The organism is Sphingopyxis sp. (genome assembly GCF_050725655.1).
Classification (GTDB): Bacteria; Pseudomonadota; Alphaproteobacteria; order Sphingomonadales; family Sphingomonadaceae; genus Sphingopyxis.
In genome coordinates, this window is the sequence record NZ_JBOHHT010000091.1 from 1 (window position 1) to 26,388 (window position 26,388).

The following is a 26,388-nucleotide window of genomic DNA, read 5'->3' on the forward strand; positions in this document are numbered from 1 at the left end:
GCCGCCGCCCGCGATGTCCCCCCGGCGGGCGGCGGCACCCCCGGCGTCCGCGCGCCGCGCGGCAGCGCGCGCACCAAGCTGATCGCCGCGGCGCATGCCACGGTGCGCAAGCAGGGCTATGCGGCGACGACGGTCGACCAGATCTGTGCGGCCGCGGGCGTGACCAAGGGCGCCTTCTTCCATCATTTCGCATCGAAGGAAGAGCTGGCGATCGCGGCGGCCGAGGGCTGGACCGAGCGGGCGCGGCCGATGTTCGAACTCGCGCCGCATGTCAGCCTCGAAGATCCGCTCGACCGCCTGCTCGGCCATATCGATTTCCGCCTGTCAATGCTCGATGGGCCCACGGAAGATTATACCTGCTTCGTCGGCACGATGGTGCAGGAAGCCTATGCGACGAACGACCGCATCCGCGCGGCGTGCGAGGCGAGCATCAACGCCTATTGCCAGGCGCTCGCGCCCGACATCCAGGCGGCGATGGACGTTTACGGCGTGCCCGAGGACGTCACCGCGATCGGGCTCGCCCAGCATGTCCAGTCGGTCCTGCAGGGCGCCTTCGTCCTGGCGAAAACAACGAACGACCCGGCGATTGCACGCGGCACCGTCACCCATCTGAAGCGTTATGTCCGGATGCTGTTCGGCGCGGGCGGCACGTCATGATGCGACAGGTAATTGCCGCGGCGCGCCGCGCACGCTGACTTCAATAATCACCACCCCCCAAAGGAGAGAGTAATGCCCCAGATGATTTTCGTGAACCTGCCGGTCACCGACCTCGACAAGTCGAAAGCCTTTTACGAAGCGGTTGGAGCGGCGAACAACCCCGCCTTCACCGACGACACCGCCGCCTGCATGGTGGTTGAAGAGGGTTCGATCCACGTCATGCTGCTGACCCACGAAAAATGGGCGACCTTCACATCGAAGGCGATCCCCGACGCGCGCACCACCGCGCAGGTCCTGCTCTGCGTGTCGGCCGACAGCCGCGACGCGGTCGACGGACAGGTCGACAAGGCGGTCAAGGCGGGCGGCAAGGCCGACCCGACCCCGACGCAGGATTATGGCTTCATGTACGGCCGCAGCTTCGAGGATCCCGACGGCCATATCTGGGAAGTGATGTGGATGGACCCGACCGCCATCCCCGCTGGCGAACCCGCCGAAGCCACGGCCTGACACGAGCATAGGGAGGAGGAAGAGGATGACCGATACGACCCCCAGCAGGGGCCAGTTGATCGCCGGCCACGTTTTGAGCGGCCTTGTGATCCTCTTCCTGCTCTTCGACGCCGGGCTCAAGCTCGTGTCGCCCGAGACCGCGATCAAATATAGCCCGCCCAGCCTCGGATGGCCGCTCGAGGTCGGCACGATGTATCTGCTCGGTACGCTGCTGCTGATCCCGACCCTGCTCTATATCTGGCCGCGCACCGCGATCCTCGGTGCGATCCTGATCACCGGCTATCTCGGCGGCGCGATCGGCACGCATGTCCGCATCGACAGCCCGCTGTTCAGCCACAGCCTGTTCGGCGTCTACCTCGGCCTGATGCTGTGGGGCGGCCTGTGGCTGCGCGACCCGCGCCTCCGCGCGCTGATCCCGCTGCGGGCAGGAGCGAGCGCATGAGCTTTCAAGCCTATCTCGACAATGTCGAAACCAAGACCGGCAAATCGGCCGGCGCGCTGAAAGCCATCGCGATCGAAAAGGGCCTCGCCGACGACAGCGGCCTCGCCCCCGGTATCAAGGCCGGTGCGATCATCGACTGGCTGAAGGCCGATTACGACCTGGGCCATGGCCACGCCATGTCGATCGTCGCCTGGATCAAAGGCAAACGGTCCTAGCCTCCGTCTAGAGAATAAGAGGAATAGTCCGATGACAAATCACTCCTCCCGCTGGAGCCTTATGTCCACCTTTGCGCTGCTCGCCGCCGCGAGTGCCGCTGCGGCCGTGCCGCAGTCGGCGCACGCCGCCGCGCCGCCTGCAACCGCCGAAGCCGCAGCACCGGTAAAGGTCGGGAATGGCGACGCCGATGTGAACGGCACGCGCATCCATTACCAGCTGCACGGCGATCTCGCCCCCGGCAAGACCCCGCTGCTGGTGCTCCACGGCGCCTTCATGTCGAGCGACGCGATGAAGTCGCTGATCGATCCATTGGCCGCGACGCGCCCGGTGATCGCGATCGACGCGCGCGGCCATGGCCGGTCGGGCGGGGTCGACGGCAAGCTCAGCTATGACCTGATGGCCGACGACGCCGCCGCTGTGCTCGCAAAACTGGGTGTGAAACAGACCGACGTGCTCGGCTATTCGATGGGCGCGTCGACCGCGATTGCACTGGCGGTCCGCCACCCCGGACGGGTCGGCAAACAAGTCATCCTGTCGGGAACATCGCGGCTCGACGGCTGGTATCCCGAAGTGCTGGCCGGCATCGCGCAGCTGACCCCGGCGACATTCGCTGGCAGCCCGATCGAAACGGGTTACAAGAGCCTGTCGCCGACGCCGGAGAAATTTCCGAAACTGGTCGAGAATATCAAGACGCTCGACGCAACACCTTTCGCCTATTCCGACGAACAGGTTCGCGCGATCCCCGGCAAGACGATGGTGATCATCGGCGACGCCGACGGGGTCACGCTCGATCATGCGATCGCATTGTTCAAGCTGCGCGGCGGCGGCGACATCGCCGCGGCGACACAGGGTTTCATGACCGAAGCGCCCAAGGCGCGGCTCGCGATCCTGCCCGCGACATCACACATCGGGATCATGAGCGAGGTGTCGGCGATCGTCGCGACGGTCGTCCCCTTCCTCGACGACGCCAAGCCGCCGATGCCGACCTTCTAGCCCCAACGACAAGACTAAAGAGAGAGGAACGATCATGCCCGTCAATCCCAACGCCAGCATCGAAGTCACCGCCTTCGACTGGGTGCCCGATTTCGCGCGCGGCTACGTACGCGACCTCCGCCCGCGCTGGGCGTGCGAGGAAATCGGGCTCGACTATGCCGAACATCTGATCAGCGCGATCAACCGCCCCGCCGACCATTTCCTGTTCCAGCCATGGGGCCAGGTCCCGGTGCTCAACGACGGCGGCATCCGCCTGTTCGAGAGCGGCGCGATCCTGCTCCACCTCGCCGAAAAGGACGCGCGGCTGATGCCCCGCGATCCGCAGCAGCGCGCCAACACGCTCGCCTGGCTGTTCGCCGCCTATAACAGCGTCGAGCCGATGCTGTTCGAACTCGGCAATGTCGACATTTTCTCGACCGACGAGGAATGGGCGAAGCTGCGCCGCCCGAGCCTGATCGAGTTCATCCAGGGCCGGCTCGGCCGCCTGAACGACGCGATCGGCGACAAGGCGTATCTGACCGGCGAATTCACCGTCGCCGACATCGCGATGGCGACCGTGCTGCGCGAAGCCGTCGAGGCCGGCCTGATCGCCGAACAGCCACGGCTGCGGGCATATCTCGATCGCTGCCTCGCCCGCCCCGCCTTCCAGCGCGCGATGGACGCGCAGCTCGCCGCCTTTAACGAAGAGGCGGGTCCGCCCGCCTGACGCCCGAACTCTCAACCCCTCCCCAGGAGAGAGACCATGACAGCCCCGCTGTTCGCGCAAATATCGGTGTCGCTCGATGGCTTCATCGAGGACCGCGACAAGAATATCGACTGGATGACCGAAGACGCATCGGTCGACGCGCTGCACACGCGCACGCTGAACGAAATCGGCGGCATGATCTTTGGCCGGGTGGCGCATGCCACGATCGCCGGTTTCTGGATCGACGCCGCCGCGGGCCGCATGGAGATGTCGCCCGACCTCGCGCAGCAGAGCGAACGCATGACCGCGCTACCCAAATATGTGCTGACGCACGGGCGCGAGACCGGCGACTGGGTACAGAGCCGCGCAATCGCGCTGGGCGACATTGCGCGGCTGAAGGCCGAAGCGACGAAGCCGGTTGCCGTCTTCGCCGGAGCCGGCGCGATCCAGTCGGCGCTTGCCGCCGGGCTGATCGATGAGCTGCGGCTGATCCGTTATCCCGTCGTGCTCGGCGGCGGCACGCCGCTGTTCGCGGACGACGGCACACGACGCACTCTGGCGTCAATCGACCGCGAGACTTTTGCATCGGGGGCCACACTGGAGCGTTTCAGAATCTGAAGAGACGCGCCCACCCAAATGAAGGAGAGAGAAGATGACCTATATAGAAGGATTTGTCGTCGCGGTGCCGACCGCCAACAAGGAAGCGTATCGCAAACATGCCGCCGATGCGGCGCCGCTGTTCAAGGAATTCGGCGTGAGCCGCATGGTCGAATGCTGGGGCGACGACGTCCCCGACGGCAAGGTCAACGACCTGAAAGGTGCGGTGCAGGCGAAACCCGACGAGACCGTCGTGTTCAGCTGGTTCGAATATCCCGACAAGGCGACCCGCGACGCCGCGAACGAAAAGATGATGAGCGACCCGCGCATGGAGCAGATGGGCGGCGAGATGCCGTTCGACGGCAAGCGCATGATCATCGGCGGCTTCGATTCGATCCTCGACGACGCCAGGGAAAATGCGGGGGGCGAAGGCAAGACCGGCTATGTCGACGGCTATGTCGTGCCCGTCCCCGACGCTAACAAGGAAGCCTATCGCACGCTCGCCGAAAAGATGTCGGGCGTGTTCATCGACTATGGCGCGACCCGCGTCGTCGAAGCATGGGCGGACGATGTCCCCGACGGCAAGGTCACCGACTATGCAAGGGCGGCGCACAAGAAAGACGGCGAAAGCGTCGTCTACAGCTGGGTCGAATGGCCGAGCAAGGAGGCGCGCACCGCCGGCTGGGAAAAAATGGCAGCCGACGAGCGGATGAAGCCCGACCCCGAGAACACCCCGTTCGACGGCGCGCGCATGATCTATGGCGGCTTCGCCCCGATCGTTGAAGCCTGACGATCCGTTCCTCCCTGTGCCGCAGGCATGGGGAGGTGGCGGCGGCGGAGCCGCTGACGGAGGGGCGACGGCGCAAGGTCGCAGCCCCTCCACCATCCTTCGGATGGTCCCCCTCCCCATCGCTTCGCGACAGGGAGGATCGAGAGGAAGGATCCAAAAGATGATAAAACTCTACGGAACGCCCCCCACCCGCGCGCTGCGCGCCATGTGGCTCCTGAACGAACTCGATCTCGCCCACGAGATCATCCCGATCGACCTCGGCGCCGGCGAGCAGCTGACGCCCGAGTTTCTGGCGCTCAATCCGGCCGCGAAACTGCCGGTTCTGGTCGACGGCGACCTGGTGGTGAGCGAGTCGGCGGCTATCCAGCTCTATCTGGCCGAGAAATATGGCGACCGCTTTCCCGGCGGCCGCCTGATCCCCGATACGCCCGAAGAGCGCGGCCAGATGTATCGCTGGCTGTTTTTCCTGATGACCGAGATCGAAGCGCCGCTGTGGCGGATCGCGCTGCACAGTTTCCTCTATGCGCCCGACGAGCAATCGGCCGCGGAAATTGCGCTGGCGAAGCGCGATTGCAAACGGATGATCGCGGTCTTCGAGCAGCATATGGAGGGACGCGATTTTGTCGTCGGCGAGCAGGTGACGGTAGCCGATTTTAACGCCGCCTACACGCTCGATTGGGCGCAGCTCGAAGACATGCTGGACGATGCCCCCGCGCTGCGCGCCTATCTGAAATCGATGTACGCGCGGCCCAGGGCGCCGGTGACCATCGCCGAGGCCATGGCGGAGCTGGAAGCATGACCAGCAGCGAGCCCGGCATGACGCGCACGGTCTCGTGCCAGTGCGGCGCGGTGAGGCTGGAACTCAGCGGCAAACCGATCGTCGCGGCGACCTGTTATTGCCATAGCTGCCAGAAAGCGGGCCGGGGCTTCGAAGCCTTGCCCGGCGCGCTGGAGGTGGTCGGTCCCGACGGCGGCACGCCTTATGTGCTGATGCGCAAGGACCGGCTTCAATGGCTGTCGGGATCGGACCAGTTGGAGGAACATCGGATCAAATCCGATTCGCCGACGCGGCGGTTCGTCGCGCGTTGCTGCAACGCGCCGATCGCGCTCGAATTCACCAAGGGGCATTGGCTGAGCGTCTATTCGGCGCGCATTCCCGAGGCCGAGCGTCCGCCCGCCGAAATGCGAACCATCGTCAAGGACCGGCCCGCCGGGGTCGAGCTTTCCGACGATATCCCCAACTATTCGGCGCCGACGGGCAAGTTCATGTGGCGGCTGCTGAAAGCCTGGGCCGCGATGGGTTTTCGCGCCCCGCCGCTCGAAGCGACGAAAGGATATGGACGATGAGTAAGACCGTCGAACGCACCGAAATGCGCAGCATAACCAGTCCGGGTTTCGCCATGCAGGTCGACAAGGCGAAATACGACGCGATGAAGGATGCGCTGCTGGCCGCGATACCCGCAGGCAAACCCGGGCTGACCATCGCCGAGATCAAGGAACGCACGCTCCCGCTGCTCCCCGAAGAGCGGTTCCCCGGCGGCGCCAAGGCGGGGTGGTGGCTGAAGGGCGTCCAGCTCGATCTCGAGGCGCGTGGGCTGATCGCGCGCGAAAATGTGAAGCCGCTGCGGCTGCACCGGCTATAAGCACACACAAAAGGAAGCAGGCCATGCAGCATCTGTCCTTCCCGAACGAGAGCGAAGCCTATGCCGCGCGCGCCGAGCTGCTGGCCTGCTCGACATGACGCCCGAGGGGCGCGGCGACTGGTTTCCCGGCCTGACCTATTAAACCGAAGCATCGAGGAGAGAGACGATGACCAAGGCAGCCAATTTCATCTGGTACGAACTGATGACCCCCGATCCCGCAGGCGCGGCATCCTTTTACGGCGCCGTCGTCGGCTGGACCATCGCGGCGCATAATGACGCCGCAGTCGGTGGCGTCGATTATCGCATGATCGTCCGCGGCGACGGCGGCAACGCGGGCGGGGTGCTCGCGCTGGGCGCCGACATGCTCGCGGGCGGCGCACGCCCCGGCTGGCTCGGCTATCTGGAGGTCGCCGACGTCGATGCCGCCATCGATGCGATCAAGGCCGATGGCGGTGCGGTGCAGATGCCCGCGACCGACCTGCCCGTCGGTCGCATCGCGATGGTCAGCGACCCGCAAGGCGCGCATTTCTATATCATGGACCCGATCCCGCCCGAGGATGCCGTTCCGGGGGAAGGCGGCGTGTTTTCGGTCACAGAAGCGCAGCATGTCCGCTGGAACGAGCTCGCGACGAGCGACCCCGACGCCGCGATCGCCTTTTACAAAAAGCATTTCGGCTGGGGGCAGGAGGGCGAGATGGATATGGGTCCGCTCGGCGCCTATCGCTTCCTCCAGCGCGGCGATGTGATGATCGGCGCGGTGATGCCGCTGATGGAAGGCTATCCGGTGCCGGTGTGGAATTTCTACCTCGGGGTCGACGACATCGACCGCGCGCGCGCCGCGGTGACCGCGAACGGCGGCACGATCACCAGCGAACCGATGGAAATCCCCGGCGGCGAATATGCGATGAACGCGATCGACCCGCAGGGCGCGCCTATTGGCTTCGTCGGTCCGCGCAAATCATAATCCCCCCAAGCCCCCCAGGAGAGATACGATGACCAAGACCCCCCTGACGCTTTGCCTCTGGTACGAAGGCGATGCCGAAGAAGCCGCGGCCTTTTACGCCAAAACCTTTGCCGACACGCACGTCGGCGCGATGAACCGCGCCCCCGCCGCTTCGCCGGGCGGCAAGGAAGGCGATGTGCAGACGGTCGAATTCACGCTGCTCGGCACGCCATGCGTCGGGCTCAACGGCCCGCCGATGTTCAAGCATAATGAATCCTTCTCCTTCCAGGTCCACACCGACACGCAGGAGGAAACCGACCGGTTGTGGAACGCGATCGTCGATAATGGCGGCCAGGAAAGCGTGTGCGGCTGGTGCAAGGACAAATGGGGCCTGTCGTGGCAGATCACGCCGCGCGTCCTGCTCGACGCGACGACCGGCAGCGATCGTGCCGCGGCGAAGCGCGCATTCGAGGCGATGATGACGATGAAGAAGATCGACATCGCGGCGATCGAGGCAGCGGTCCGGGGCGAACCCGTGGGCCAGGACTGAGATCGCACCTGACAAGGGAGAGAGATGATGGAAGGACAGGCAAATCAGGGGCCGACGAGCGGCCTCACCCCCCATATTGCGATCGCCGACAAGCGCGGCAGCGAAGCGATCGACTTTTATGCGAAGGCATTCGGCGCGACCGAGAATATGCGTATGCCCGCCGAGGATGGCGTGCGGTTGATGCACGCGCATCTGACGGTCAACGGCGCGTCGTTGATGATGCACGACGATTTCCCCGAATATAGCGGGCACGCGATGAGCGCGCCGACCGGGGTGACGCTGCACCTGCACGTCGACGACACCGATCGCTGGTACAAGCGCGCGATCGATGCCGGTGCCGCATCGACGCTCGAACCGCATGATGCCTTCTGGGGGGACCGCTATGCCCAGGTAAAAGATCCGTTCGGCCATCTCTGGTCGATCGGCGGGCCCATCAAGGGAGAATGACGATGAGCAATGGCAATGAACCGGCAACGATGTGCCTGTGGTTCGACAAGGATGCCGAGGCGGCCGCGAAATTCTATGCCGCGACCTTCCCCGACAGCGAATTCGTCGCGGCGAACATATCGCCCGGCGACTATCCCGACGGCAAGGAAGGCGATGTGCTGACGGTCGAATTCACCGTGATGGGCATCCCCTTCATCGCGATCAACGGCGGGCCCGCGTTCAGCCAGGACGAGGCTTTCTCGATCGTGATCAACACCGACACGCAGGAAGAGACCGACCGTTACTGGAACGCGATCGTGGGTAACGGCGGCGCCGAAAGCATGTGCGGCTGGTGCAAGGACAAATGGGGGGTCAATTGGCAGATCAGCCCGCGCGTCCTGACGCGGGCGATGACCAACCACGATCGCGCCGCGGCGAAACGCGCGATGGACGCGATGATGACGATGAAGAAGATCGACATCGCCACGATCGAGGCCGCATTGAAAGGCGAAGCCGTTGGCGCGGCGTAGCCCGGCGCTCTTCGCCTGGCTGCTCTGCGGCACGCTCGACATCGTCTATGCGGCGGTGTCGAGCGTCGTGCAGGGGGGCACCGTCTCCGGAATGCTGCACGCCGTTGCCAGCGGTCCGTTCGGCGCCGAAGCCGCCAAATGGGGCATCGGCGGCGACATCGCGGGGCTCGCGACGCATTATGCGATCATGGGCGCGATGGTCGCGGCGTGGTTCTTCGTGGCGCGACGCTGGACCGCGCTGACGGCTTGGCCGTGGTGGCTGACCGGTACGCTCTACGGGCTGCTGCTCTATGTCATCATGAACGGGATCGTGCTGCCGCTGCGCTTCGGATTGCCCTTCCCGCCCACCGACTTCGTCAAGGGGGCGGTCGCGCTCTTTCCGCATATCTTTTTCGTCGGCTGGCCGCTCGCCTGGCTGACGCGCAAGGACAAAAATTGATGCTGATTTATTATGGTCACCCCTTCTCCTCCTACACGTGGAAGGTGCTGATCGCGCTTTACGAAAAGGGGATCGAATTCGAATATCGCTCGGTCGATCCGGCGTTTCCGGACCATATGCCCGAACTGAGGGCGCACTGGCCGGTCGGGCAGTTCCCGCTGCTCGTCGACGACGGGGCGCCGTACTTCGAATCGTCGATCATCATCGAATATCTCGACCGGCTGGTGCCCGAGCCGCGCCTGATCCCGCAGGATTTCGACGCGGCGCTGAAGGTCCGGCTGTTCGACCGCGTCTTCGATAATCATGTCATGGGCCGGATGCAGGCAGTGGTGGCCGACGCGCTGCGCGGTCCCGAAAATCATGTGCCGCTGATCGTCGAACAATCGAAGGCGGCGCTCGAGACCATTTATGGCTGGCTCGACGGGGAGCTGGCGGGCGGCGGCTGGGCGACACCCCATGGCTTCACCCTCGCCGATTGCGCCGCGGCGCCGTCGCTTTTCTACGCCGACTGGGTCTGTCAAATCCCGGAAAGATACGAGAATCTGCGCGCCTATCGCGCGCGGCTGCTCGCGCATCCGACGGTTTCGCGCTGCGTCGAGGAGGCGCGGCCGTACCGGCCCTATTTCCCGCTCGGTGCACCCGACCGCGACTGAAGGCGCGTGTCCCGGAACGGGGTTAACGGCGCGCTGACGCTGCCCGTTCGCCATTTGATAGGCGCGCACGCGCGAAGGCGGACGCATGGTGTCGCCGTCCGCCCCCCTGCACGCCTTGGTGCGTACGCTGATCGTCGCCGCGCTCGCGGCGGTGCTGGCGTTCGCGCCGGCGCAGGCGCAGCAGGCCATGACGATCACCACGACGACGGTGACATGGACCTATGACGATGCCAGCGACGATGCGGATTATATCGATGAAGACGCCGCGCTGCTCGATGACGAGGCGCTCGCCGAGGATGCCGATTTCGCGGCGACGCGCCGCTACGCCCCTGCCGCCACGCTCGCGACGCTCGGTCATGCCAAGGCGACATATGGTCCCTTTTCGGTGATCGATAGCGCGACGGTGCGGATGGCGGGCGACGTCACCTCGGCGACGCCGCGCCAGTTCGCGGCGATGCTCGCGGCGTATCCCGGCCTCAAGCGCCTCGAAATGACCGATTGCCCCGGCAGCCTCGACGAAGAGGCCAACCTGATCCTCGCCCGCGCGATACGCCGCGCGGGCATGGAAACGATCGTCCCGGCGGGCGGCTCGATCCGATCGGGCGCGGTCGAGCTGTGGCTCGCGGGCGTTACGCGTCGCGCCGCGCCCGACGCCGAATTCGGGGTGCATAGCTGGGCCGACGAATATGGCCGTGAGGCGAATGATTATCCCGCGAACGACCCGGTGCATGCCGAATATCTCGGCTATTATCGCGAAATGGGGATGGATGGCGCCAAGGCGCGCGCCTTTTACGCGCTCACCAACAGCACCCCGTTCGACGACGTCCGCTATCTGACGCGCGACGACATGGCACGCTTCGTCACGCTCCACTGACGCGGCGGCGCTGCTTTAGCCTTGTAACACGCCGCCGCCTCCCCCACATCGCCCCCATGGCGAAGCGGAGCCTCTATCAGCGATTGCGCACGAACCCGCAGGTGCGAACGGGGCTGTTCTGCTTCGGCGTGCTGCTGATGATCGCGGCGCCGCTGCTTGGCCCGCTGCCCGGCCCCGGCTTTATCATCCTGTTTCCTGCGGGACTGATGCTGAGTTTGCAGAACAGCGAATGGGCGAAACGCGTCTATGTCCGCTTCAAACGGCGCCACCCGCGTTACGCCGGCTGGACCGACCGGTTGATGCGGCGTAGCAGCGCGGCGCGACGTCGCGAGCGCGAAGCTCAAGAGGCGATCGATGGCGAAACGCCCGAAAAGCGCCCCAATGGCAATTGACTTTGCGCCGACTCTCGCTTATCCGCGCCTCCATCAGTGGCCGCCCACGTTTGGCGGCCCTTTTCTGTTAGAGCCTTGCAAGAGATTTAGGGACAACCGCGATGAAGCGTACCTTTCAACCGAGCAACCTCGTGCGCGCCCGTCGCCACGGTTTCCGCGCCCGCAAGGCGACGGTTGGCGGCCGCAAGATTCTCGCCAACCGCCGCGCCCAGGGCCGCAAGAAGCTGTCGGCCTGATCGCTGACGCTTCTGCACCGGTCATGCTGGTGCGAACGCTTTCAAAACGCAGCGAATTTCTGGCCGCCAACCGCGGCCTTCGCTTTCCCATGCCCGGCTTTGTCCTGCTCGTCCGCCAGCGCGGCGACGGCGACGATTCGCTGGGCATTGGCTATACCGTCAGCAAGAAAGTCGGCAACGCGGTCACCCGCAACCGGATGAAGCGCCGGCTGCGCGCCCTGTGCCGCGACGCACTCCCCGAATCGGGTATCACCGGCGCCGACCATGTCCTGATCGGCCGGCCCGGCGGCAACGACATCGTCTTTGCCGAGCTCGGCGAGCATCTCGATTCGGCGCTGAAGCGCGCGGCGAAGAAATTGGCACGATGAAAGCCTGTCCACCATTGTTTCGCGGGCGTAGCGTGCCGGAATGACCGCTTCACTTCCCCCATGTCGTCACCCCGGAATTGATCCCGGGTCCATTGCTGCGACGGCGTTGTGGACCCCGGATCAAGTCCGGGGCGACGATGATATAAAACGCAGAGAAAAAACGTCGATCGCGAGTGAAGTTACGCAGTTTTCCGAGCTTTTTTCATGATCGCAAAATTGCTCATCCTGATCGCACGCGGGTGGCAAATCGGCCCGTCGCGCATCCTGCCGCCCACCTGCCGCTACGCGCCGTCGTGCAGCACCTATGCGATCACCGCGCTCCAGCGGCATGGTGCGATCAAGGGTGGCTGGCTGGCGACAAAGCGGCTATTGCGCTGCCATCCTTGGGGGGGACACGGGTACGACCCGGTCCCGTAAATTATTTCCCGACATTCTTTAGAGACGAAGAGAGACCGAAGAGCGTGGACGACAAGCGTAACATGATCGTGGCAATTTTGTTGTCGGTGGCCATCCTGATCGGCTGGAATTTCGTCTCCGAGAAATTCTTCCCCACCCCCGACAAGCCCGATGTGACCACGACGGTCGCAGGGCCCAACGGCACCGCGCCCGCCGCGCTGCCCGCGCCCGGCGTGCCGGCTACGGCCGCGCCGCAAGCGATCCGTCCGATCGAAGCGGTGCTCGCCGACGGCAACCGCATTCCGATCGAAACCCCCGCGATCAAGGGGTCGATCAACCTCGTCGGCGCGCGTGTCGACGACATCACGCTCAGCAAATATCGCCAGACGATCAAGAAGGATTCGCCGCCGGTTCGCCTGTTTGCCCCCGCGGGCACCAAGGCCGCCTATTTCGCGAGCATCGGCTGGTCGGCGCAAGGCGTCGTCGTTCCGGGTCCGACCACGCTGTGGACCGCTACGGGCACGAAACTGACCCCGACCACCCCGGTCACGCTGAGCTGGGCGAATGACGCCGGCCAGACGTTCCGCATCGAATATAGCATCGACGATGATTATCTGATCACCGCGAAGCAGACGATCGCCAACACCGGCACCGCACCCGTCACGGTGCGCAGCGGCACCTATATCGATCGCACCGGCAAGCCGACCGACCCGCACGAACAGGACAGCTGGACGATCCACGTCGGCCCGACCGGCTATCTCGACGGCAAGTCGAACTTCACCAACTATGACGAGCTCGAAGAGGCGGCGAACAACACGGTCGCTTACACCTCGGCCGGCTGGCTCGGTTTCACCGACAAATATTGGCTCGCCGCGGTGGTTCCTGCGAAGGGCGAAAAAGTCTCGGCCGCGTTCAATTCGCTGCCGGGCGGGGCCTTCCGCGCCGCCTTTGCCCGCGACCTTGTCGAGGTTGCGCCGGGCAAGCAGATCACGACCACCAGCCGCGTCTTCGCCGGCGCCAAGGAAGTCAGCACTCTCTCGCACTATCAGGACGATCAGGGCATCACGCGCCTGTCGAACGCGATCGATTGGGGCTGGTTCGAATTTTTCGAGGTTCCGATCTTCAAGCTGCTCGACTGGCTGTTCCGCATGGTCGGAAATTTCGGCGTCGCGATCATGGCGCTGACCTTGATCATCCGCCTGCTGATGTTCCCGATCGCGCAGCGCCAGTTCGGATCGATGGCACAGATGCGCCTCGTCCAGCCGAAGATGAAGGCGCTGCAGGAGCGCCACAAGGACGACAAGCCCAAGATGCAGCAGGAGCTGATGAAGCTCTATAAGGACGAGAAGATCAATCCGCTCGCCGGCTGCCTGCCGATCGTCATCCAGATCCCGATCTTCTATGCGCTGTACAAGGTGCTGATGCTGACGATCGAAATGCGGCACCAGCCGTTCACCCTGTGGATCAAGGATCTGTCGGCGCCCGATCCGCTGCACATATTGAACCTGTTCGGCCTGTTGCCCTTCACCCCGCCGTCGATCCTGTCGATCGGCATTCTCGCGGTGATCCTGGGCATCACGATGTTCCTGCAGTTCCGTTTGAACCCGCAGGCGACCGATCCCGTGCAGCAGCAGGTGTTCAAGATCATGCCGTGGCTGTTCATGTTCATCATGGCGCCGTTCGCGGCGGGCCTGCTGCTCTACTGGATCACCAACAACATCCTGTCGATCGCGCAGCAGCAGTGGATGTACCGCAAATATCCGGCGCTGAAGGCGGCACCGGCGAAGTGAGTGATAACGAGAATCTTGATCACGAACGCGATCCGGGGGCCGATCCTGAGCGGGCGGAGCGGGCGCGGAAGCTGTTTTCGGGACCGATTGCGTTCCTGAAATCGGCGCCCGCGCTCGAACATCTGCCGCCGCCCAGCATGCCCGAAATCGCCTTTGCCGGACGCTCGAATGTCGGCAAGTCGTCGCTGCTCAACGCGCTGACGAACCGCAACAACCTGGCGCGCACCTCGGTCACCCCGGGGCGGACGCAGGAGCTCAACTATTTCGACGTCGGCGAGCCGCTGATCTTCCGGCTGGTCGACATGCCCGGCTACGGCTTTGCCAAGGCACCGAAGGATGTCGTCAAGAAATGGCGCTTCCTGATCAACGATTATCTGCGCGGGCGCGCGGTATTGAAACGCACGCTCGTGCTGATCGACAGCCGCCACGGCATCAAGGATGTCGACCGCGACGTGCTCGAAATGCTCGACATCGCGGCGGTCAGCTATCGCATGGTCCTTACCAAGGCCGACAAGATCAAGGCGACCGAGCTCGAAGCGGTGCAGGCCGCGACCGAGGCCGAAGCCCGCAAGCACCCCGCCGCGCACCCGCAAGTGATCGCGACGAGCAGCGAAAAGGGCATGGGCATCGCCGAGCTGCGCACCGCGGTGCTAGAGGCGGTCGAGAGTTGACCTTTTCCTCCCACCCCTTGAGGGTGGGGCCAAGGAGATCGCATGAAACTGTTTCTCGGCAACAAGGCTTATTCGAGTTGGAGCCTGCGCGGCTGGCTGGCGGTCAAGCATAGCGGCCTGCCGTTCGAGGAAGTCACCGTTCCGCTTTACGACGAGGATTGGTCGAACCGCCGCGAAGGCGACGAATTCGCCCCGTCGGGCGGCAAGGTTCCGATCCTGTGGGACGGCGACGACATCGTCGTGTGGGACAGCCTCGCGATCATCGATTATCTCAACGAAAAGACCGGCGGGACGAAAGGTTTCTGGCCCGAAGACATGCCCGCGCGCGCAATGGCGCGGTCGATGGCGGCCGAAATGCATTCGAGCTTTGCCGCGCTCCGCCGCAACCACAGCATGAACATCCGGCGCATCTATCCCCCCGCCGAACTGCTGCCCGAAGTGCAGGCCGATGTCGTGCGCATCTTCCAGATCTGGGCCGAGGCGCGCGCGCGCTTCGGCGGCGAGGGCGATTATCTGTTCGGCAAATGGTCGGCGGCCGACATCATGTTCGCGCCCGTCGTGACGCGCTTCGTCACCTACTCGATCCCGCTGCCGCGCTTTGCCGCCGCCTATGCGCAGGCGGTGATCAGCCATCCGTGCATGCAGGAATGGATCGGCGGCGCGCAGGCCGAGGACTGGATCATCGAGAAATTCGAGGGGCCGGTCGAGGGTTAGGGGATCCGGCTGGTCGGATAGGGCGTGCCGTCCTTGTGGAAATAGCCGTCGGGCGTGAACAGCATGTCGATGTCCGAATAGCCGCCCCCGGTGTCGTATTTCTTGCCGCCGCCCAGCGCGACGAAGACGCAGTCGGCATCCGATTCGTTGATTAAATGGTGGCCGTTGGTGCTGCCCTTCGGCCACACCGCGATATCGCCCGGCCGCATCGTCTGTCGCCCGTCGTCCTCGATCAGCACCGCCTCGCCCGATATCATCACGAGCATCTCGTCCTCGCCGTCGTGCCAGTGGCGCTGCGACGACCAGGCGCCGGGTTTGAGCACGACGTGGCTTGCGGCGAAATCGCTGAGGCCCGTCAGCGGCGCGAGACGGCGATACCAGCGGCCCTGCACGGGCGCGTCATAGGGCGCGGGATAGCCCGTCGTGTTGGTGTGCGGGATGGCATCGAGATCGAGCTTTGGCATTGCAGTCCTCGTGATTTTGTTCTTTCTTTGTTTCGCACAAAGAGGCCGCGATGCAAAGCCTCGACTTGGGTATCCGCGAGCGGGTAAGGGAGCGGCATGACCCAAACCGTCGATCCCGTAGAGCTGGCCAAGGCGCTGATCGCCGCGCCGAGCATCACCCCCGCCATGGGCGCCGTGTTCGATGTGCTGGAGGCCGCGCTGACCCCGCTCGGTTTCACCGTCGAGCGCTTCATCGACGGCATCGAGCCCGACGGGCCGGTCGAAAATCTGCTCGCGGTGCGCACCGGCAAGGGGCCGAAGCATTTCGGCTTTGCCGGACACCTCGACGTCGTGCCGCCAGGCGTCGGCTGGACGGGCGATGCCTTTGCCCCCGAGGTCCGCGGCGACCTGCTCTATGGCCGCGGCGCGGTCGACATGAAGGGTTCGATCGCGGCGTTCGTTGCCGCAGCGGCCGCGACTCCGGTCGACGCCGGGACGATCAGCCTGATCATCACCGGCGACGAGGAAGGCCCCGCGATCTTCGGCACCCGCGCGCTGATGGAGCATATGGATGCGCGCGGCGTGCGCCCCGACATGATCGTCGTCGGCGAGCCGACGTCGGTGAACCGGCTCGGCGACATGGTGAAGATCGGTCGGCGCGGGTCGGTCAATATCTGGATCGACGTGCCGGGGACGCAGGGGCATGTCGCCTATCCGCACCTTGCCGACAATCCGATCCCGAAGCTGGTCAAGATATTGGCCGCGATCGATGCGGTCGTGCTCGACGCCGGCAACGACTGGTTCCAGCCGTCGAACATCGAATTCACCGATGTCGAGGTCGGCAATGGCGCGACCAACGTCATCCCCGCCTCCGCCCGCGCGCGGCTGTCGATCCGCTTCAACGACCAGCATCGCGGTGCCGAGCTTGTGGCACTGATCGAGCGCATCGCGCACGACGTCGAACCGAATGCGAAGATATTGGGCAAGATTTCGGGCGAAGCCTTCCTCACCCCTCCGGGCGACCTGTCGGGGCTGGTTGCCGAGGCGATCCATGCCGAAACCGACGTCACGCCCGAGATGTCGACGACGGGCGGCACATCGGACGCGCGCTTCCTGCACGCGCTGTGCCCGGTGGTCGAATTCGGGCTGACCAACGCGACGATGCACAAGCTCGACGAAGCGGTCGCAGTGGCGGACCTTCACAAACTGACCGCCATCTATCGCGGTATCTTGATCCGCGCCTTCGCTTAGTCCTCGCGGCTCCGGCGCAGGATCACATAGACAGCGCCCGCGCCGCCGTGGCTGATATGTGCGGGGCGGAGCGCGACGATCTGGTCGGCATAGGGCGAGTAAGCGAGCCAGTCGGGAAGCGAAGCGCGGATCGCGCCGCGCGGGCGCGGATCGCCGTGCATCATCGGCAGGCGATCGGCGCCGGGACGCAGGCGACCCGCCACGACGAGCAGCACGCGCGCGCCGCGCATCAGGCCGCGGCCGATGGCGTCGTCGAGCAAGGTCTGCGCCGAAGCGAGCGTGTGACCGTGGAGGTCGATGCTGAGATCGGGGCGAACGAGCCCCTTGCGCAGGCGGCGATCCCAATGGCCGTCGAGTGTCGCGGCTTGGTGGGTGCGGCGCGGCGGCGGCAGCTTAACGGGAGCACGAGGGGCGGCCGCAGGGGCGACGGTACTGCGCGGGGTCGGCGGGGGCGGCTTCACGGTCGGTGGAGACACGGGCGCGAGCGGCGCCTTCGCCTTGGCGAGCGGCTTTACCGTCGCCGCGACCTTTTTCCACAGCGCGCTTTCGTCGGGGGCGAGGCGCCGCGGCACATCAAGGCGCCGGGATCAGCCGCGCGATGCTGGCGCGCGGAAGCAGCAGCAGCGCCGACCCGCGCCCCGACATGCCGCCGGCGATCGCGCGCGCCTCGTCACCCGCGCCCCAGAAGCTGTCGAAACGGTTTGCGCCCTTGATCGCGCCGCCGGTGTCCTGCGCGATCCACAGGCCATTGGGTTCGGCGCGGTCGAGCGAGAGGACAACGGGGGCACCGAGCGGCACATATTTGGGATCGGCGGCGACGCTCGCGCGGCCGGTCACCGGCACCCCGAGCGCACCGAGCGGCCCGGAGCCGGTCAGTTCGCGGAAGAAGACCCAGCTCGGGTTCTCGTTCATCACCGCGGCGCCGCGCACGGGGTCGGCGCGCAGATAATCGAGGATGCCCTGCATCGACGCCTGCCCGCGCTGCAACTCGCCGCGGTCGAGCAGCAGCTTGCCGATGCCGACATAGCCGCGGCCGTTTTGCGTGTCGTAACCGATGCGCATGATGCCGCCGTCGGGCAGGCGGAGGCGGCCCGAACCCTGCACCTGCAGGAAGAAGAATTCGGCGGCGTCGGCAGCATAGGCGATTTCAAGCCCGCGCCCGTCGAGCGCGCCGCTCTCGATCGCTGTGCGGTCGTAATAGGGCACGAAATTGCTGCCATCGACGCGGCCGCGAACCTTCTTGCCCTTGAGATTGTCGGAGAATTGGCCGAGGTCGACCTCGATCAGGTCGGCTGGGCGGCGATAGACGGGCACGTCATAGCCCGGACGCTTCGTCCGCGATCCGGCGATTTCGGGTTCATAATAGCCGGTGACGAAGGCGGTGCCCGCGCCGACCTGTACTGTTCCGAAATAGCCTGTGAAGAAGGCCGACGCGTCGCTGTCCTTCCAGCTTTTCGCCGCGTTGCAGCTTTCGGTCCAGTCGGCGCCCTGCGTGAGACCGCTGGTGTCGGTGCGGCGCTGGACCGAAGGACAGCTGATGCGGAAAGCCACGAGCGCCGCGGTCGCCTGTTCGGCGGTCACGCCGAGGGTCGAGACATCGGGGCCTGCGACAACACCGCTGGCGGCGGCGGTCGTCGCATCGGCCGGGACGGACGTTGCGGGAAGCGGAGCGCGCGGGGTTGCGGGGATCGGCTGGGCGGCGGCGGCGGCTCCTTCGGACGGGCGCGGCGTATAGGGGCGCGGCGTACCGGCCGGGCGCGATGGCGGCGCGGGGGCGGTGGTCGCAGGCCGGCTGGCGTCCGCCGCAGGAACGATCGAAGCGCAACCCGAAAGCAGCGGCAGGGCGGCAAGCAGCGCGAATCCGAAAGCTCGCGCGCGCGGCGCCCCCACCGTCGGGATCACGGGGTCAGGCCGATTCGGCTTCGTCGAGCACCCAATTGGGGTCGTTGCTGCCGATCTGGCGGCGGAAGGTCCAGAGGTCGTCGGTCTGCGACGCGTCGCTCATCGACCCGGCGATCAGCTTGCCATCGGCATCGCGAGTGACCGCGCTGATATCGGCATGATAGCGCACGGTGATGCGCGCTTCGCCGCGGCTCATCTCGATCGCGGTGATCTTTGCCGAATCGATGCCGATCAGGCGGTTGTCGAGCTTTTCGCCGCGCGCCTCACGCGCAGTGATCGCATCGGCGAAGGCTTCATAGCTGTCATCGTCGCAAAGATCGCGCAGCGTGTCGCGGTTGCCCTTCCAATAGGCTTCGAGGATCATGCGATACGCCGCTTCGGCGCCCTCCATGAAGCGGCCGGCGTCGAAATTGCGATCGGTGGCGAGCAGCTGGCGCAGGCCCGCCTCGGCCGCGGGTTCATAGACAAGGCCTGACGTGTCGGCCGGTGCAGAGCCGGCTGCCTGCGATCCGTCATTCTCGTCGAGCCGGACCGGCGATGCGGCGGTACGTTCGCGCGGCAGCACAGGCTCCTGCTCGTGCCCGGTGCGCTTGCCGAGCACCGAGTAGAGCCGCATGCCGAGGAAGGCGGCAATCATGGCGAGCAGGACGATCGAAAAAGCGGTCACGGGCAAAAGTCCAATGCGGGCAATGGAAACATATGGGTCGATATATAGGCGATACGCGCCCGAGTTTCAAATGACCATGGCCGCTGGCGCGCAGCGGGTCAACGATTCAGCCTTAGGGCCAGAATCCATTAATTGCAGTTTCGAGGCGTCGAATTGGCAAAGATATTGGGTTTGGGCGGTCGCAGCGGGTAGCGTTGCTACCCGCAAGGCCGCACGAGCCCAAGATCGAAGCCATTTCGACGTCCTTTCGGGATTTGGCCGATTTTGCCCATGGCGGCGTTGGCAAGCCTTGAAATATCGACATATTCCTGCGCCTTGTCTCCTTGCCCTGTACAAAATCGCCTCAAACCTCGAATCTGCAATTATTGGATTCTGGCCCTGACTATGGCGCGGGATAGGGCCCATTGTGCTCGCCGCCGGGCGCTGCTAAGCGCCGCGGCAACCGTCCGCCCCGGTTCCGACACGGTCCGCGGCCCGGATATTGTTTCCATCTTTCCAGTGAAAGCTTCTTCAACATGGCTGACGAAACCAGCGCCGACATCAACAATCCCGCCCTGCAGCCCAATGGCGAAGACACGAGCCCGGCGATCGGCCTGATTTCGCAATATGTAAAGGATCTGTCGTTCGAAAATCCGAACGCGCCCGCCGTCTACCAGTGGCAGGACGCGCCGCAGGTCGACGTCCAGTTCAACATCGCCGCCGACAGCGTCGGCGACAGCCTGTACGAAGTGTCGCTGAAGATCGACGTGACGTCGAAGACCGACCAGGGCACGAGCTTTGTGATCGACCTGAAATATGCCGGCCTGTTCGGCGTCCGCAACGTCCCCGACGACCAGCTTCAGCCCTTCTTCCTCGCCGAAGCGCCGCGCATCCTGTTCCCGTTTGCGCGCCGCGTCGTCGCCGATGCCGTCCGCGACGGCGGTTTCCCGCCGCTGCTGCTCGAACCGATCGATTTCCACGGCCTGTTCATGCAGCAGGTCCAGCAGGTCGAAGCCGAACAGGCGGGCGACGTTGCGCCGGTTGGCCAGGCTTAATCGCATCGACCGGGCGGGCTGACGGGTGAGCAGCCTGATCAAAAACGTCGGGACGATCGGCGGGCTGACGATGGTCAGCCGCATTTTCGGTTTCGCCCGCGACATGCTGCTCGCCCGCGTGCTGGGCGCCGGCCTTGCGGCCGACGCCTTCCAGCTCGCCTTCACGCTGCCCAACACCTTTCGCCGCCTGTTCGCCGAGGGCGCCTTCTCGGTCGCCTTCGTCCCGATGTACAGCCGCGCGCTGCACCGCTCCGACGAAGAGGGGGGCGGCGAAGAGGCGGCGACGAAATTCGCCGATGATGTGCTGTCGGTCTTCCTCTGGGTCTTGCTCGCCTTCTCTGCCGTGATGATGATCGCGATGCCGGGCATCGTGTGGCTGCTCGCGCGCGATTTTCAGGAGGTGCCGGGCAAATTCGAATTCGCGGTCTTCCTCAGCCGCGTGACCTTTCCCTATCTGGCGCTGGTCAGCCTTGTCGCGATGCTCTCCGGGTTGCTCAATGCCCGGTCGCGCTTCGCGCCGGGCGCCTTTGCGCCGGTCCTGCTCAATATCGTGCTGATTTGCGGCATCGTCACCGGATGGTGGCTGCGCGGGCCGGGGGGCGATGACCGGATCGTTGCCGAGGCGCTGTGCGTCGCGGTGAGTATCGCGGGCGTCGTCCAGCTTGCCTATATGTGGTGGGCGGTGCGCCGCGCCGGGCTGAAGCTTCACTGGCGCCTGCCCCGATTCACGCCCGAGGTGAAGCGGCTCGGTCTGCTGATCCTGCCGGCAACCTTCGGTGCGGGCATCTACCAGATCAGCCAGTTCGTCGACACCTTCTTCGCCACCTCGCTGGCGCAAGGATCGCTGACCCTGCTCAAGCTTGCCGACCGGCTCAACCAGATGCCGCTCGGCATCGTCGGCATCGCGCTCGGCACCGCGATCCTGCCGATGCTGTCGCGCCATATCCACAGCGGCGATGCGGAAGAGGCGCAGCGGTTGCAGGGCAATGCGTTCGAGATCGCGACCTTGCTGACCCTGCCCGCTGCCGCGGCGCTCGCGATCTGCGCGCCGGCCTTCGTCACCGCTTTCTTCGTCGGCGGGCGATTTACCGATGCCGACGGCGCGATCATGGCGCAAATCGTCGTCGCGCTCGTCGCCGGCCTGCCCGCCTATGTCATCGTCAAGATCCTGAACCCCGGCTTTTTCGCGCGCGAGGATATGCGCACCCCGGTGTGGACCGCGCTCGCGGCGCTGATCGTCAATATCGCGATCAACCTGTATGTCGTCGAGCGCTATGGCATCGTCGGGCTGGCGGGGGCGACCGCCGTGTCGGCGAGCTTCAACTGCCTGTTGCTCTATATCGTGCTTCACCGCCGCGGCTGGTTCCATTTCACCGCGAAGATCGCCGGGCGGATCGCGCGCCAGCTGGTCGCGGTTGCCGCGATGTCGGCGCTGCTCTTGTGGATGATGCCGATGATGAAGCCCTATTATGGCGGCGGGGTGTTCGACCGCATCTGGTCGCTGACCGCACTCTGCGCGGCGGGCGGCGCGGTGTTTTTCGCGGTCGCCTTCCTCGTCGGCGCGCTTGACAAGGATCTGGTCGCCATGCTGACGCGGCGGCGCGGACGGACCTGATCGGCGAATGCCGTGAATCAGGTCCGCAACACGGCTCCGGCCGAAATTCAGGAGTAAGACATGCGGACGCTATCGGGCATCCAGCCCACCGGAAATTTGCATCTCGGCAATTATCTGGGCGCGATCCGCAACTGGGTGCGGATGCAGGACGAGATGCCGGGCGAGAAGCTCTATTTCCTCGCCGACCTGCACGCGATCACCGTCTATAACGACCCCGCCGAACTGACCGCGAACACGCGCGAGATGGCGGCGGCGCTGATGGCGGCGGGGATCGACCCCGAAAAGGCGATCCTGTTCAACCAGGCGCGCGTGCCCGCGCATGCCGAACTCGCATGGTTGCTGTTCTGCACCGCGCGCATTGGCTGGCTGAACCGGATGACCCAGTTCAAGGAAAAGTCGGGCAAGAACCGCGAAGGCGCGAGCGTCGGGCTTTTTGCCTATCCGGTGCTGCAGGCGGCCGACGTGCTGCTGTATCAGACGACGCATGTTCCGGTCGGCGACGACCAAAAGCAGCATCTCGAGCTGGCGCGCGACGTCGCGACCAAGTTCAACCTCGACACCGCGACCGAGACCTTCACCTTGCCCGAACCGACGATCCCGGCCGCCGCGGCGCGGATCATGAGCCTGCGCGACGGCAGCGCGAAAATGTCGAAATCGGACCCGAGCGATGCGAGCCGCATCAACATGGTCGACGACGCCGACACGATCATGGCCAAGATCCGCAAGGCGAAGACCGATGCCGAACCGCTGCCGTCCGAGGCCGCGGGACTCGAAGGCCGCGCAGAGGCGAAGAATCTTGTCTCGATCTATGCCGCGATGGCCGACGAGAGCGTCGATCAGGTGCTCGCACGCTTTGCGGGGCAGGGTTTCGGCGCTTTCAAGCCCGCGCTCGGCGAACTGCTCGTCGAAACGCTGCGCCCGATCGCGACGCGGCTGAACGAACTCAAGTCCGATCCGGCGGCGATCGACGCCGCGCTCGAGGCCGGCGCGGCGCGTGCGTCGGCGCTTGCCAAGCCGACGCTCGACGCCGCTTACGACGCGCTCGGGCTGTGCCGCTGACAGCGCGCTGTTTAGCAGGCGAAATTTCTTGTTTTTGCGCTCCACGTCCCCATATCGAGATGTGGAACCGCCATGCGATGAAACGGGTTCAACCAAGGTTAAGTCGCATCGGCGTAGTCTATGGTACGAGAGCGCGGCTTATATGCGCTTCCCGAATTACGGAGCCAAGACGATGAGCAAGATGAATCTTAGGCGACTGAGCCTGGCGGCCATGATGGGCGCGGCGCTGGCGCTTGCCGGCTGCGCGACGCCGTTCAAGGCCGATGTCGCACGCTTCCAGACGCAGCTTCCCGCGCCGCAGGGCCAGAGCTTCACCGTCGAGGCGAGCGACCCCGCGCTGCAGGGCGGCATCGAATTCGGTCAGTACGCGAACCTCGTCGCCAGCGAGCTGACGCGCTACGGCTATCGCCCCGCGGCGAATGGCGAGCGCGCCGACCTTGTCGTCCGCATGGACTATGGCGTCGACAAGGGCCGCGAACGCGTCGTGTCGAGCCCCGGCTTCGGCGATCCCTGGTACGGCGGCTATGGCGGCTATTATGGCCGCGGCTTCTATCGCCCGACGATCGTCAGCGGCCGCGGCGGACGCCGCTATGTCTATGGCTATCGCGACCCGTTCCTGTGGGGCGGGTTCGGCGGGTTCGGCGGTTATAACGACGTCAGCAGCTACACCGTCTACACCAGCGGCCTGAACCTCCAGATCAACCGCGCCGCCGACGGTTCGCGCCTGTTCGAAGGCCATGCCGAGGCGCAGTCGCGCGACAATAATCTGCAGGCGATCGTCCCGAACCTCGTCGAGGCGATGTTCACGGGTTTCCCGGGCAATTCGGGCGAACGCGTACGGATCACAGTGGCGCCGCCCGAAAAGGGCTGAGCCCCCCGTCAGAACCAAACAAAAGGCCCGTCTTTCACTTGGAAGGCGGGCCTTTTTGTTGGCGGGGGACGAAAGGCGATTTTCGACCGATTGTGGCCGTTGCCAACCCAACCGACGTCACCCCGGGCTTGACCCGGGGCCTGCCTGTCTTGAAGAAAAAGGCGGGTCCCGGATCAAGTCCGGGATGACGAACAAGAAACGTCCGCTTCCCACCCCAAAGCGGACTTCAGCATCGCGACCTTGGCGCGACGTGGATAAGTCCGGGGATAAACCTGTGGATCAGCCGTTGAGGCTCCGCCGGATTGCGGCGATCTCGGCATCGAGTTCGCTGTCGGCGACGCGCAGTGCCTCGACCGTGCGCACCGCGTGGATCACCGTCGAATGGTCGCGTCCGCCAAAGCGCCGCCCGATTTCGGGGTAGGAGCGCGGGGTGAGTTCCTTTGCGAGGTACATCGCGACCTGACGCGGGCGGGCAACCGCGCGGACGCGGCGCTTCGACGACATTTCCGACTTGTCGAGGCGGTAATGCGCGCAGACCGCGCGCTGGATCTCGTCGATCGTGATGCGCGGGCGCGCGGTGCGGACATTTTCGGCGAGCCGGTCTTCGGCGAGCGCGATATCGACCGTCGTGCCGGTGAGCGCGGCATAAGCGAGCAGCTTGTTGAGCGCGCCTTCGAGTTCACGGATGTTGCGCGTGAAATGCTTGACCAGATAGGCGACGACATTGTCGGGCACGTCGACCATCGGCATCGCAGCGAGCCGCTGGCGGATGATGCGTTCACGCAGGTCGTCCTCGGGCGCCTCGATGTCGGCAACAAGGCCGCCCGAGAGACGCGACAGGAGGCGCGCCTCGACCCCGTCGAGCATCGCCGGCGGGCGGTCGGCGGTGACGACGAGGCGCTTGCCCGCTGTCATCAGGTCGTCGATCGTGTGGAGCAGTTCCTCCTGCGTCGAATTCTTGCCGATCACGAACTGAAGGTCATCGAGCAGCAGCAGGTCGGCGGCGCGCAGCCGCGCCTTGAACGCCATCATGTCGCCGCCGCGCATCGCGCCGACGAATTCGAGCATGAATTTTTCCGCCGACATCAGGATGATGTTCGCGGTCGGATGCGCCGCGGCATAATCCTGCGCGATCGCCTGCAAGAGGTGCGTCTTGCCCTGCCCGGTGCCCGAGCAAAGATAGAGCGGGTTGAACTGCGGCGCCTCGACCATCGTCATGCGGCGCGCGGCGTTGGCGGCGAGGATGTTGCTGCGCGCGACGACGAAGCGGTCGAACGACAGGCGCGGGTCGAAGCCGAGCAGCGCTGGATTGGCCGCAGGTGCCGGCGGCGGAGCGTCGAAGCTCGGCAGCGGCGAGGCGGCGAGGACCGTAGCGCGATCGTCCGCGGCGGCGCCGCCGCGCACCGTGACCCCGCGCACCGCGGGCAGCTGTTGCCGCCATGCGAGCTCGAGCCGGTCGCCGAAACGCTCGTTGATCCAGTTCGCCGAAAAGCGGCTGACGGTTTCGAGCGTCACCACGCCCGACAGCGTGCAATAGTCGGCAAATCGCACGGGCTTCAGCCAATGGTCGAAGGTACGCACGCCAAGGTCGCGGCGTAGCCCTTCGGCCACGCGCGGCCAGAGCGTTGCAGCATCGCCGCTCATTGCTCCGCCCTTTGCGTCATGCCCATGCCAATTGCCGCTCTCTGTCACGCTGTGCCGCCCCCTCAGGTCCCCTCATCACCGGACGGATCGGGCGGCCCCCACGCGCCGATTCGTCGCCTGCGCAGCACGCAGGCATACTATCCGGGGCGAGCTGCCCGGGAAGATACGAATCATGTCGATGTGGCGGCCACCGGCGAAGGCCGACGACGCACCCTGTCTAGTCAGGCCGCGCCGAGTCGATCAAGGGTGCGGCATGTAAAAATACTGAAATAAAAATCTTGACTCACTAGGGGGGCCGGAATCGCGCCAAAACGTCATTTAATGACGACTTTTCAATAGTTTAAATATGACATTCCGGCGACAAAACAACGAATCGCCGTAAATCCGTCA

At 65.1% G+C, this 26,388-nt stretch carries 35 protein-coding genes; 30 read left to right on the plus strand and 5 right to left on the minus strand.

Annotated elements, in window-relative coordinates:
* From ACREBX_RS13720 to ACREBX_RS13840, 25 genes are all read left to right on the plus strand, one after another.
* The coding region (locus tag ACREBX_RS13720) for a TetR/AcrR family transcriptional regulator (RefSeq protein ID WP_431562306.1) at nucleotides 1-657 on the plus strand (657 nt) is incomplete at its 5' end.
* A 72-nt stretch (nucleotides 658-729) separates the two neighbouring features.
* Nucleotides 730-1,164, plus strand: a complete 435-nt coding sequence (locus tag ACREBX_RS13725) for a VOC family protein (protein ID WP_431562307.1) — start codon at nucleotides 730-732, stop codon at nucleotides 1,162-1,164.
* 25 nt (nucleotides 1,165-1,189) lie between these two features.
* Nucleotides 1,190-1,606: a DoxX family protein gene (locus tag ACREBX_RS13730; protein ID WP_431562308.1), complete on the plus strand. Its 417-nt coding sequence runs from the start codon at nucleotides 1,190-1,192 to the stop codon at nucleotides 1,604-1,606.
* Entirely contained in the window at nucleotides 1,603-1,821 is a 219-nt protein-coding gene (locus tag ACREBX_RS13735) for a DUF4287 domain-containing protein (RefSeq protein WP_431562309.1), read from the plus strand. The genes ACREBX_RS13730 and ACREBX_RS13735 overlap by 4 nt, the downstream gene beginning before the upstream one ends.
* A 61-nt stretch (nucleotides 1,822-1,882) precedes the next feature.
* The gene (locus tag ACREBX_RS13740) at nucleotides 1,883-2,815 is read left to right on the plus strand and encodes an alpha/beta fold hydrolase (protein ID WP_431562310.1); all 933 of its coding nucleotides are present in this window, start codon (nucleotides 1,883-1,885) and stop codon (nucleotides 2,813-2,815) included.
* A gap of 34 nt (nucleotides 2,816-2,849) precedes the next feature.
* Nucleotides 2,850-3,521, plus strand: a complete 672-nt coding sequence (locus ACREBX_RS13745; RefSeq protein WP_431562311.1) for a glutathione S-transferase family protein — start codon at nucleotides 2,850-2,852, stop codon at nucleotides 3,519-3,521.
* Nucleotides 3,522-3,557: 36 nt separating this feature from the next.
* Nucleotides 3,558-4,118: a dihydrofolate reductase family protein gene (locus tag ACREBX_RS13750; protein ID WP_431562312.1), complete on the plus strand. Its 561-nt coding sequence runs from the start codon at nucleotides 3,558-3,560 to the stop codon at nucleotides 4,116-4,118.
* A 34-nt stretch (nucleotides 4,119-4,152) separates the two neighbouring features.
* Nucleotides 4,153-4,887 carry a DUF1428 domain-containing protein gene (locus tag ACREBX_RS13755; protein WP_431562313.1) on the plus strand — a complete coding sequence of 245 codons (735 nt, stop codon included), beginning with the start codon at nucleotides 4,153-4,155 and terminating at the stop codon, nucleotides 4,885-4,887.
* Nucleotides 4,888-5,047: 160 nt separating this feature from the next.
* Nucleotides 5,048-5,686 carry a glutathione S-transferase family protein gene (locus tag ACREBX_RS13760; protein ID WP_431562314.1) on the plus strand — a complete coding sequence of 213 codons (639 nt, stop codon included), beginning with the start codon at nucleotides 5,048-5,050 and terminating at the stop codon, nucleotides 5,684-5,686.
* Nucleotides 5,683-6,234 (plus strand): GFA family protein, encoded by a 552-nt coding sequence (locus ACREBX_RS13765; RefSeq protein ID WP_431562315.1) that lies wholly within the window; start codon nucleotides 5,683-5,685, stop codon nucleotides 6,232-6,234. Before ACREBX_RS13760 ends, ACREBX_RS13765 begins: the two co-directional genes overlap by 4 nt.
* Nucleotides 6,231-6,530 carry a DUF6958 family protein gene (locus tag ACREBX_RS13770; protein ID WP_431562316.1) on the plus strand — a complete coding sequence of 100 codons (300 nt, stop codon included), beginning with the start codon at nucleotides 6,231-6,233 and terminating at the stop codon, nucleotides 6,528-6,530. The genes ACREBX_RS13765 and ACREBX_RS13770 overlap by 4 nt, the downstream gene beginning before the upstream one ends.
* Nucleotides 6,531-6,696: 166 nt before the next feature.
* Complete coding sequence (locus ACREBX_RS13775; RefSeq protein ID WP_431562317.1) at nucleotides 6,697-7,494, plus strand: VOC family protein; 798 nt, start codon at nucleotides 6,697-6,699, stop codon at nucleotides 7,492-7,494.
* Between the two features lie 28 nt (nucleotides 7,495-7,522).
* Nucleotides 7,523-8,023: a VOC family protein gene (locus ACREBX_RS13780; protein ID WP_431562318.1), complete on the plus strand. Its 501-nt coding sequence runs from the start codon at nucleotides 7,523-7,525 to the stop codon at nucleotides 8,021-8,023.
* Between the two features lie 24 nt (nucleotides 8,024-8,047).
* Nucleotides 8,048-8,470 (plus strand): VOC family protein, encoded by a 423-nt coding sequence (locus ACREBX_RS13785; protein ID WP_431562319.1) that lies wholly within the window; start codon nucleotides 8,048-8,050, stop codon nucleotides 8,468-8,470.
* Nucleotides 8,471-8,472: 2 nt separating this feature from the next.
* Entirely contained in the window at nucleotides 8,473-8,979 is a 507-nt protein-coding gene (locus tag ACREBX_RS13790; RefSeq protein ID WP_431562320.1) for a VOC family protein, read from the plus strand.
* The gene (locus ACREBX_RS13795) at nucleotides 8,966-9,418 is read left to right on the plus strand and encodes a hypothetical protein (RefSeq protein WP_431562321.1); all 453 of its coding nucleotides are present in this window, start codon (nucleotides 8,966-8,968) and stop codon (nucleotides 9,416-9,418) included. The genes ACREBX_RS13790 and ACREBX_RS13795 overlap by 14 nt, the downstream gene beginning before the upstream one ends.
* A complete protein-coding gene (locus tag ACREBX_RS13800; RefSeq protein ID WP_431562322.1) occupies nucleotides 9,418-10,071 on the plus strand; it encodes a glutathione S-transferase family protein in 654 nt (217 codons plus the stop codon). The genes ACREBX_RS13795 and ACREBX_RS13800 overlap by 1 nt, the downstream gene beginning before the upstream one ends.
* Before the next feature lie 85 nt (nucleotides 10,072-10,156).
* Nucleotides 10,157-10,945: an alpha/beta hydrolase gene (locus ACREBX_RS13805; RefSeq protein ID WP_431562323.1), complete on the plus strand. Its 789-nt coding sequence runs from the start codon at nucleotides 10,157-10,159 to the stop codon at nucleotides 10,943-10,945.
* 56 nt (nucleotides 10,946-11,001) lie between these two features.
* On the plus strand, nucleotides 11,002-11,337 hold the full coding sequence (locus tag ACREBX_RS13810) for a hypothetical protein (RefSeq protein WP_431562324.1): 336 nt from the start codon (nucleotides 11,002-11,004) through the stop codon (nucleotides 11,335-11,337).
* A 101-nt stretch (nucleotides 11,338-11,438) separates the two neighbouring features.
* On the plus strand, nucleotides 11,439-11,573 hold the full coding sequence (rpmH, locus tag ACREBX_RS13815) for a 50S ribosomal protein L34 (protein WP_039570342.1): 135 nt from the start codon (nucleotides 11,439-11,441) through the stop codon (nucleotides 11,571-11,573).
* Between the two features lie 23 nt (nucleotides 11,574-11,596).
* Nucleotides 11,597-11,941, plus strand: a complete 345-nt coding sequence (gene rnpA / locus ACREBX_RS13820) for a ribonuclease P protein component (protein ID WP_431562325.1) — start codon at nucleotides 11,597-11,599, stop codon at nucleotides 11,939-11,941.
* 204 nt (nucleotides 11,942-12,145) lie between these two features.
* On the plus strand, nucleotides 12,146-12,358 hold the full coding sequence (gene yidD, locus ACREBX_RS13825; protein WP_431562326.1) for a membrane protein insertion efficiency factor YidD: 213 nt from the start codon (nucleotides 12,146-12,148) through the stop codon (nucleotides 12,356-12,358).
* A 44-nt stretch (nucleotides 12,359-12,402) separates the two neighbouring features.
* On the plus strand, nucleotides 12,403-14,127 hold the full coding sequence (yidC, locus tag ACREBX_RS13830) for a membrane protein insertase YidC (RefSeq protein ID WP_431562327.1): 1,725 nt from the start codon (nucleotides 12,403-12,405) through the stop codon (nucleotides 14,125-14,127).
* On the plus strand, nucleotides 14,124-14,798 hold the full coding sequence (gene yihA / locus ACREBX_RS13835) for a ribosome biogenesis GTP-binding protein YihA/YsxC (protein ID WP_431562328.1): 675 nt from the start codon (nucleotides 14,124-14,126) through the stop codon (nucleotides 14,796-14,798). The genes yidC and yihA overlap by 4 nt, the downstream gene beginning before the upstream one ends.
* Nucleotides 14,799-14,840: 42 nt before the next feature.
* A complete protein-coding gene (locus tag ACREBX_RS13840; protein ID WP_431562329.1) occupies nucleotides 14,841-15,512 on the plus strand; it encodes a glutathione S-transferase family protein in 672 nt (223 codons plus the stop codon).
* Here ACREBX_RS13840 and ACREBX_RS13845 read toward each other — a convergent pair.
* Complete coding sequence (locus tag ACREBX_RS13845; protein WP_431562330.1) at nucleotides 15,509-15,976, minus strand: cupin domain-containing protein; 468 nt, start codon at nucleotides 15,974-15,976, stop codon at nucleotides 15,509-15,511. The two genes, ACREBX_RS13840 and ACREBX_RS13845, sit on opposite strands and share 4 nt — an antisense overlap.
* Nucleotides 15,977-16,072: 96 nt before the next feature.
* Here ACREBX_RS13845 and dapE point away from each other — a divergent pair, with 96 nt between their 5' ends.
* On the plus strand, nucleotides 16,073-17,206 hold the full coding sequence (gene dapE / locus ACREBX_RS13850; RefSeq protein ID WP_431562331.1) for a succinyl-diaminopimelate desuccinylase: 1,134 nt from the start codon (nucleotides 16,073-16,075) through the stop codon (nucleotides 17,204-17,206).
* Here dapE and ACREBX_RS13855 read toward each other — a convergent pair.
* From ACREBX_RS13855 to ACREBX_RS13865, 3 genes are read right to left on the minus strand one after another with little or no spacing between them, the layout of a single operon-like run.
* Nucleotides 17,203-17,778, minus strand: coding sequence for a Smr/MutS family protein (locus ACREBX_RS13855; RefSeq protein WP_431562332.1), 576 nt, complete (start codon nucleotides 17,776-17,778; stop codon nucleotides 17,203-17,205). The genes dapE and ACREBX_RS13855 overlap by 4 nt on opposite strands.
* A gap of 1 nt (nucleotide 17,779) precedes the next feature.
* The gene (locus tag ACREBX_RS13860) at nucleotides 17,780-19,108 is read right to left on the minus strand and encodes an MltA domain-containing protein (protein WP_431562333.1); all 1,329 of its coding nucleotides are present in this window, start codon (nucleotides 19,106-19,108) and stop codon (nucleotides 17,780-17,782) included.
* Between the two features lie 4 nt (nucleotides 19,109-19,112).
* Nucleotides 19,113-19,775, minus strand: a complete 663-nt coding sequence (locus ACREBX_RS13865) for a Tim44/TimA family putative adaptor protein (protein ID WP_431562334.1) — start codon at nucleotides 19,773-19,775, stop codon at nucleotides 19,113-19,115.
* A gap of 515 nt (nucleotides 19,776-20,290) precedes the next feature.
* Between ACREBX_RS13865 and secB the strand changes: the two genes are divergently transcribed.
* From secB to ACREBX_RS13885, 4 genes are all read left to right on the plus strand, one after another.
* Nucleotides 20,291-20,809: a protein-export chaperone SecB gene (gene secB / locus ACREBX_RS13870; RefSeq protein WP_431562335.1), complete on the plus strand. Its 519-nt coding sequence runs from the start codon at nucleotides 20,291-20,293 to the stop codon at nucleotides 20,807-20,809.
* Between the two features lie 25 nt (nucleotides 20,810-20,834).
* A complete protein-coding gene (gene murJ, locus ACREBX_RS13875) occupies nucleotides 20,835-22,424 on the plus strand; it encodes a murein biosynthesis integral membrane protein MurJ (protein ID WP_431562336.1) in 1,590 nt (529 codons plus the stop codon).
* Nucleotides 22,425-22,484: 60 nt separating this feature from the next.
* On the plus strand, nucleotides 22,485-23,483 hold the full coding sequence (gene trpS / locus ACREBX_RS13880; protein WP_431562337.1) for a tryptophan--tRNA ligase: 999 nt from the start codon (nucleotides 22,485-22,487) through the stop codon (nucleotides 23,481-23,483).
* Nucleotides 23,484-23,655: 172 nt separating this feature from the next.
* Complete coding sequence (locus ACREBX_RS13885; protein WP_431562338.1) at nucleotides 23,656-24,354, plus strand: DUF4136 domain-containing protein; 699 nt, start codon at nucleotides 23,656-23,658, stop codon at nucleotides 24,352-24,354.
* A 279-nt stretch (nucleotides 24,355-24,633) separates the two neighbouring features.
* On the opposite strand, the gene dnaA is transcribed toward ACREBX_RS13885, so the two are convergent.
* The gene (gene dnaA, locus ACREBX_RS13890; protein WP_431562339.1) at nucleotides 24,634-25,998 is read right to left on the minus strand and encodes a chromosomal replication initiator protein DnaA; all 1,365 of its coding nucleotides are present in this window, start codon (nucleotides 25,996-25,998) and stop codon (nucleotides 24,634-24,636) included.
* Nucleotides 25,999-26,388 lie beyond the last annotated feature (390 nt).

Excerpts from the sequence above, each read along its gene's own strand:
- ACREBX_RS13725 (WP_431562307.1), top strand. The coding sequence starts at position 730 with ATGCCCCAGATGATTTTCGTGAACCTGCCGGTCACCGACCTCGACAAG.
- ACREBX_RS13730 (WP_431562308.1), top strand. The coding sequence starts at position 1,190 with ATGACCGATACGACCCCCAGCAGGGGCCAGTTGATCGCCGGCCACGTT.
- ACREBX_RS13735 (WP_431562309.1), top strand. The coding sequence starts at position 1,603 with ATGAGCTTTCAAGCCTATCTCGACAATGTCGAAACCAAGACCGGCAAA.
- ACREBX_RS13740 (WP_431562310.1), top strand. The coding sequence starts at position 1,883 with ATGTCCACCTTTGCGCTGCTCGCCGCCGCGAGTGCCGCTGCGGCCGTG.
- ACREBX_RS13745 (WP_431562311.1), top strand. The coding sequence starts at position 2,850 with ATGCCCGTCAATCCCAACGCCAGCATCGAAGTCACCGCCTTCGACTGG.
- ACREBX_RS13750 (WP_431562312.1), top strand. The coding sequence starts at position 3,558 with ATGACAGCCCCGCTGTTCGCGCAAATATCGGTGTCGCTCGATGGCTTC.
- ACREBX_RS13755 (WP_431562313.1), top strand. The coding sequence starts at position 4,153 with ATGACCTATATAGAAGGATTTGTCGTCGCGGTGCCGACCGCCAACAAG.
- ACREBX_RS13760 (WP_431562314.1), top strand. The coding sequence starts at position 5,048 with ATGATAAAACTCTACGGAACGCCCCCCACCCGCGCGCTGCGCGCCATG.
- ACREBX_RS13765 (WP_431562315.1), top strand. The coding sequence starts at position 5,683 with ATGACCAGCAGCGAGCCCGGCATGACGCGCACGGTCTCGTGCCAGTGC.
- ACREBX_RS13770 (WP_431562316.1), top strand. The coding sequence starts at position 6,231 with ATGAGTAAGACCGTCGAACGCACCGAAATGCGCAGCATAACCAGTCCG.
- ACREBX_RS13775 (WP_431562317.1), top strand. The coding sequence starts at position 6,697 with ATGACCAAGGCAGCCAATTTCATCTGGTACGAACTGATGACCCCCGAT.
- ACREBX_RS13780 (WP_431562318.1), top strand. The coding sequence starts at position 7,523 with ATGACCAAGACCCCCCTGACGCTTTGCCTCTGGTACGAAGGCGATGCC.
- ACREBX_RS13785 (WP_431562319.1), top strand. The coding sequence starts at position 8,048 with ATGATGGAAGGACAGGCAAATCAGGGGCCGACGAGCGGCCTCACCCCC.
- ACREBX_RS13790 (WP_431562320.1), top strand. The coding sequence starts at position 8,473 with ATGAGCAATGGCAATGAACCGGCAACGATGTGCCTGTGGTTCGACAAG.
- ACREBX_RS13800 (WP_431562322.1), top strand. The coding sequence starts at position 9,418 with ATGCTGATTTATTATGGTCACCCCTTCTCCTCCTACACGTGGAAGGTG.
- ACREBX_RS13805 (WP_431562323.1), top strand. The coding sequence starts at position 10,157 with ATGGTGTCGCCGTCCGCCCCCCTGCACGCCTTGGTGCGTACGCTGATC.
- ACREBX_RS13810 (WP_431562324.1), top strand. The coding sequence starts at position 11,002 with ATGGCGAAGCGGAGCCTCTATCAGCGATTGCGCACGAACCCGCAGGTG.
- rpmH (WP_039570342.1), top strand. The coding sequence starts at position 11,439 with ATGAAGCGTACCTTTCAACCGAGCAACCTCGTGCGCGCCCGTCGCCAC.
- rnpA (WP_431562325.1), top strand. The coding sequence starts at position 11,597 with ATGCTGGTGCGAACGCTTTCAAAACGCAGCGAATTTCTGGCCGCCAAC.
- yidD (WP_431562326.1), top strand. The coding sequence starts at position 12,146 with ATGATCGCAAAATTGCTCATCCTGATCGCACGCGGGTGGCAAATCGGC.
- ACREBX_RS13840 (WP_431562329.1), top strand. The coding sequence starts at position 14,841 with ATGAAACTGTTTCTCGGCAACAAGGCTTATTCGAGTTGGAGCCTGCGC.
- ACREBX_RS13845 (WP_431562330.1), bottom strand. The coding sequence starts at position 15,976 with ATGCCAAAGCTCGATCTCGATGCCATCCCGCACACCAACACGACGGGC.
- dapE (WP_431562331.1), top strand. The coding sequence starts at position 16,073 with ATGACCCAAACCGTCGATCCCGTAGAGCTGGCCAAGGCGCTGATCGCC.
- secB (WP_431562335.1), top strand. The coding sequence starts at position 20,291 with ATGGCTGACGAAACCAGCGCCGACATCAACAATCCCGCCCTGCAGCCC.
- trpS (WP_431562337.1), top strand. The coding sequence starts at position 22,485 with ATGCGGACGCTATCGGGCATCCAGCCCACCGGAAATTTGCATCTCGGC.
- ACREBX_RS13885 (WP_431562338.1), top strand. The coding sequence starts at position 23,656 with ATGAGCAAGATGAATCTTAGGCGACTGAGCCTGGCGGCCATGATGGGC.
- dnaA (WP_431562339.1), bottom strand. The coding sequence starts at position 25,998 with ATGAGCGGCGATGCTGCAACGCTCTGGCCGCGCGTGGCCGAAGGGCTA.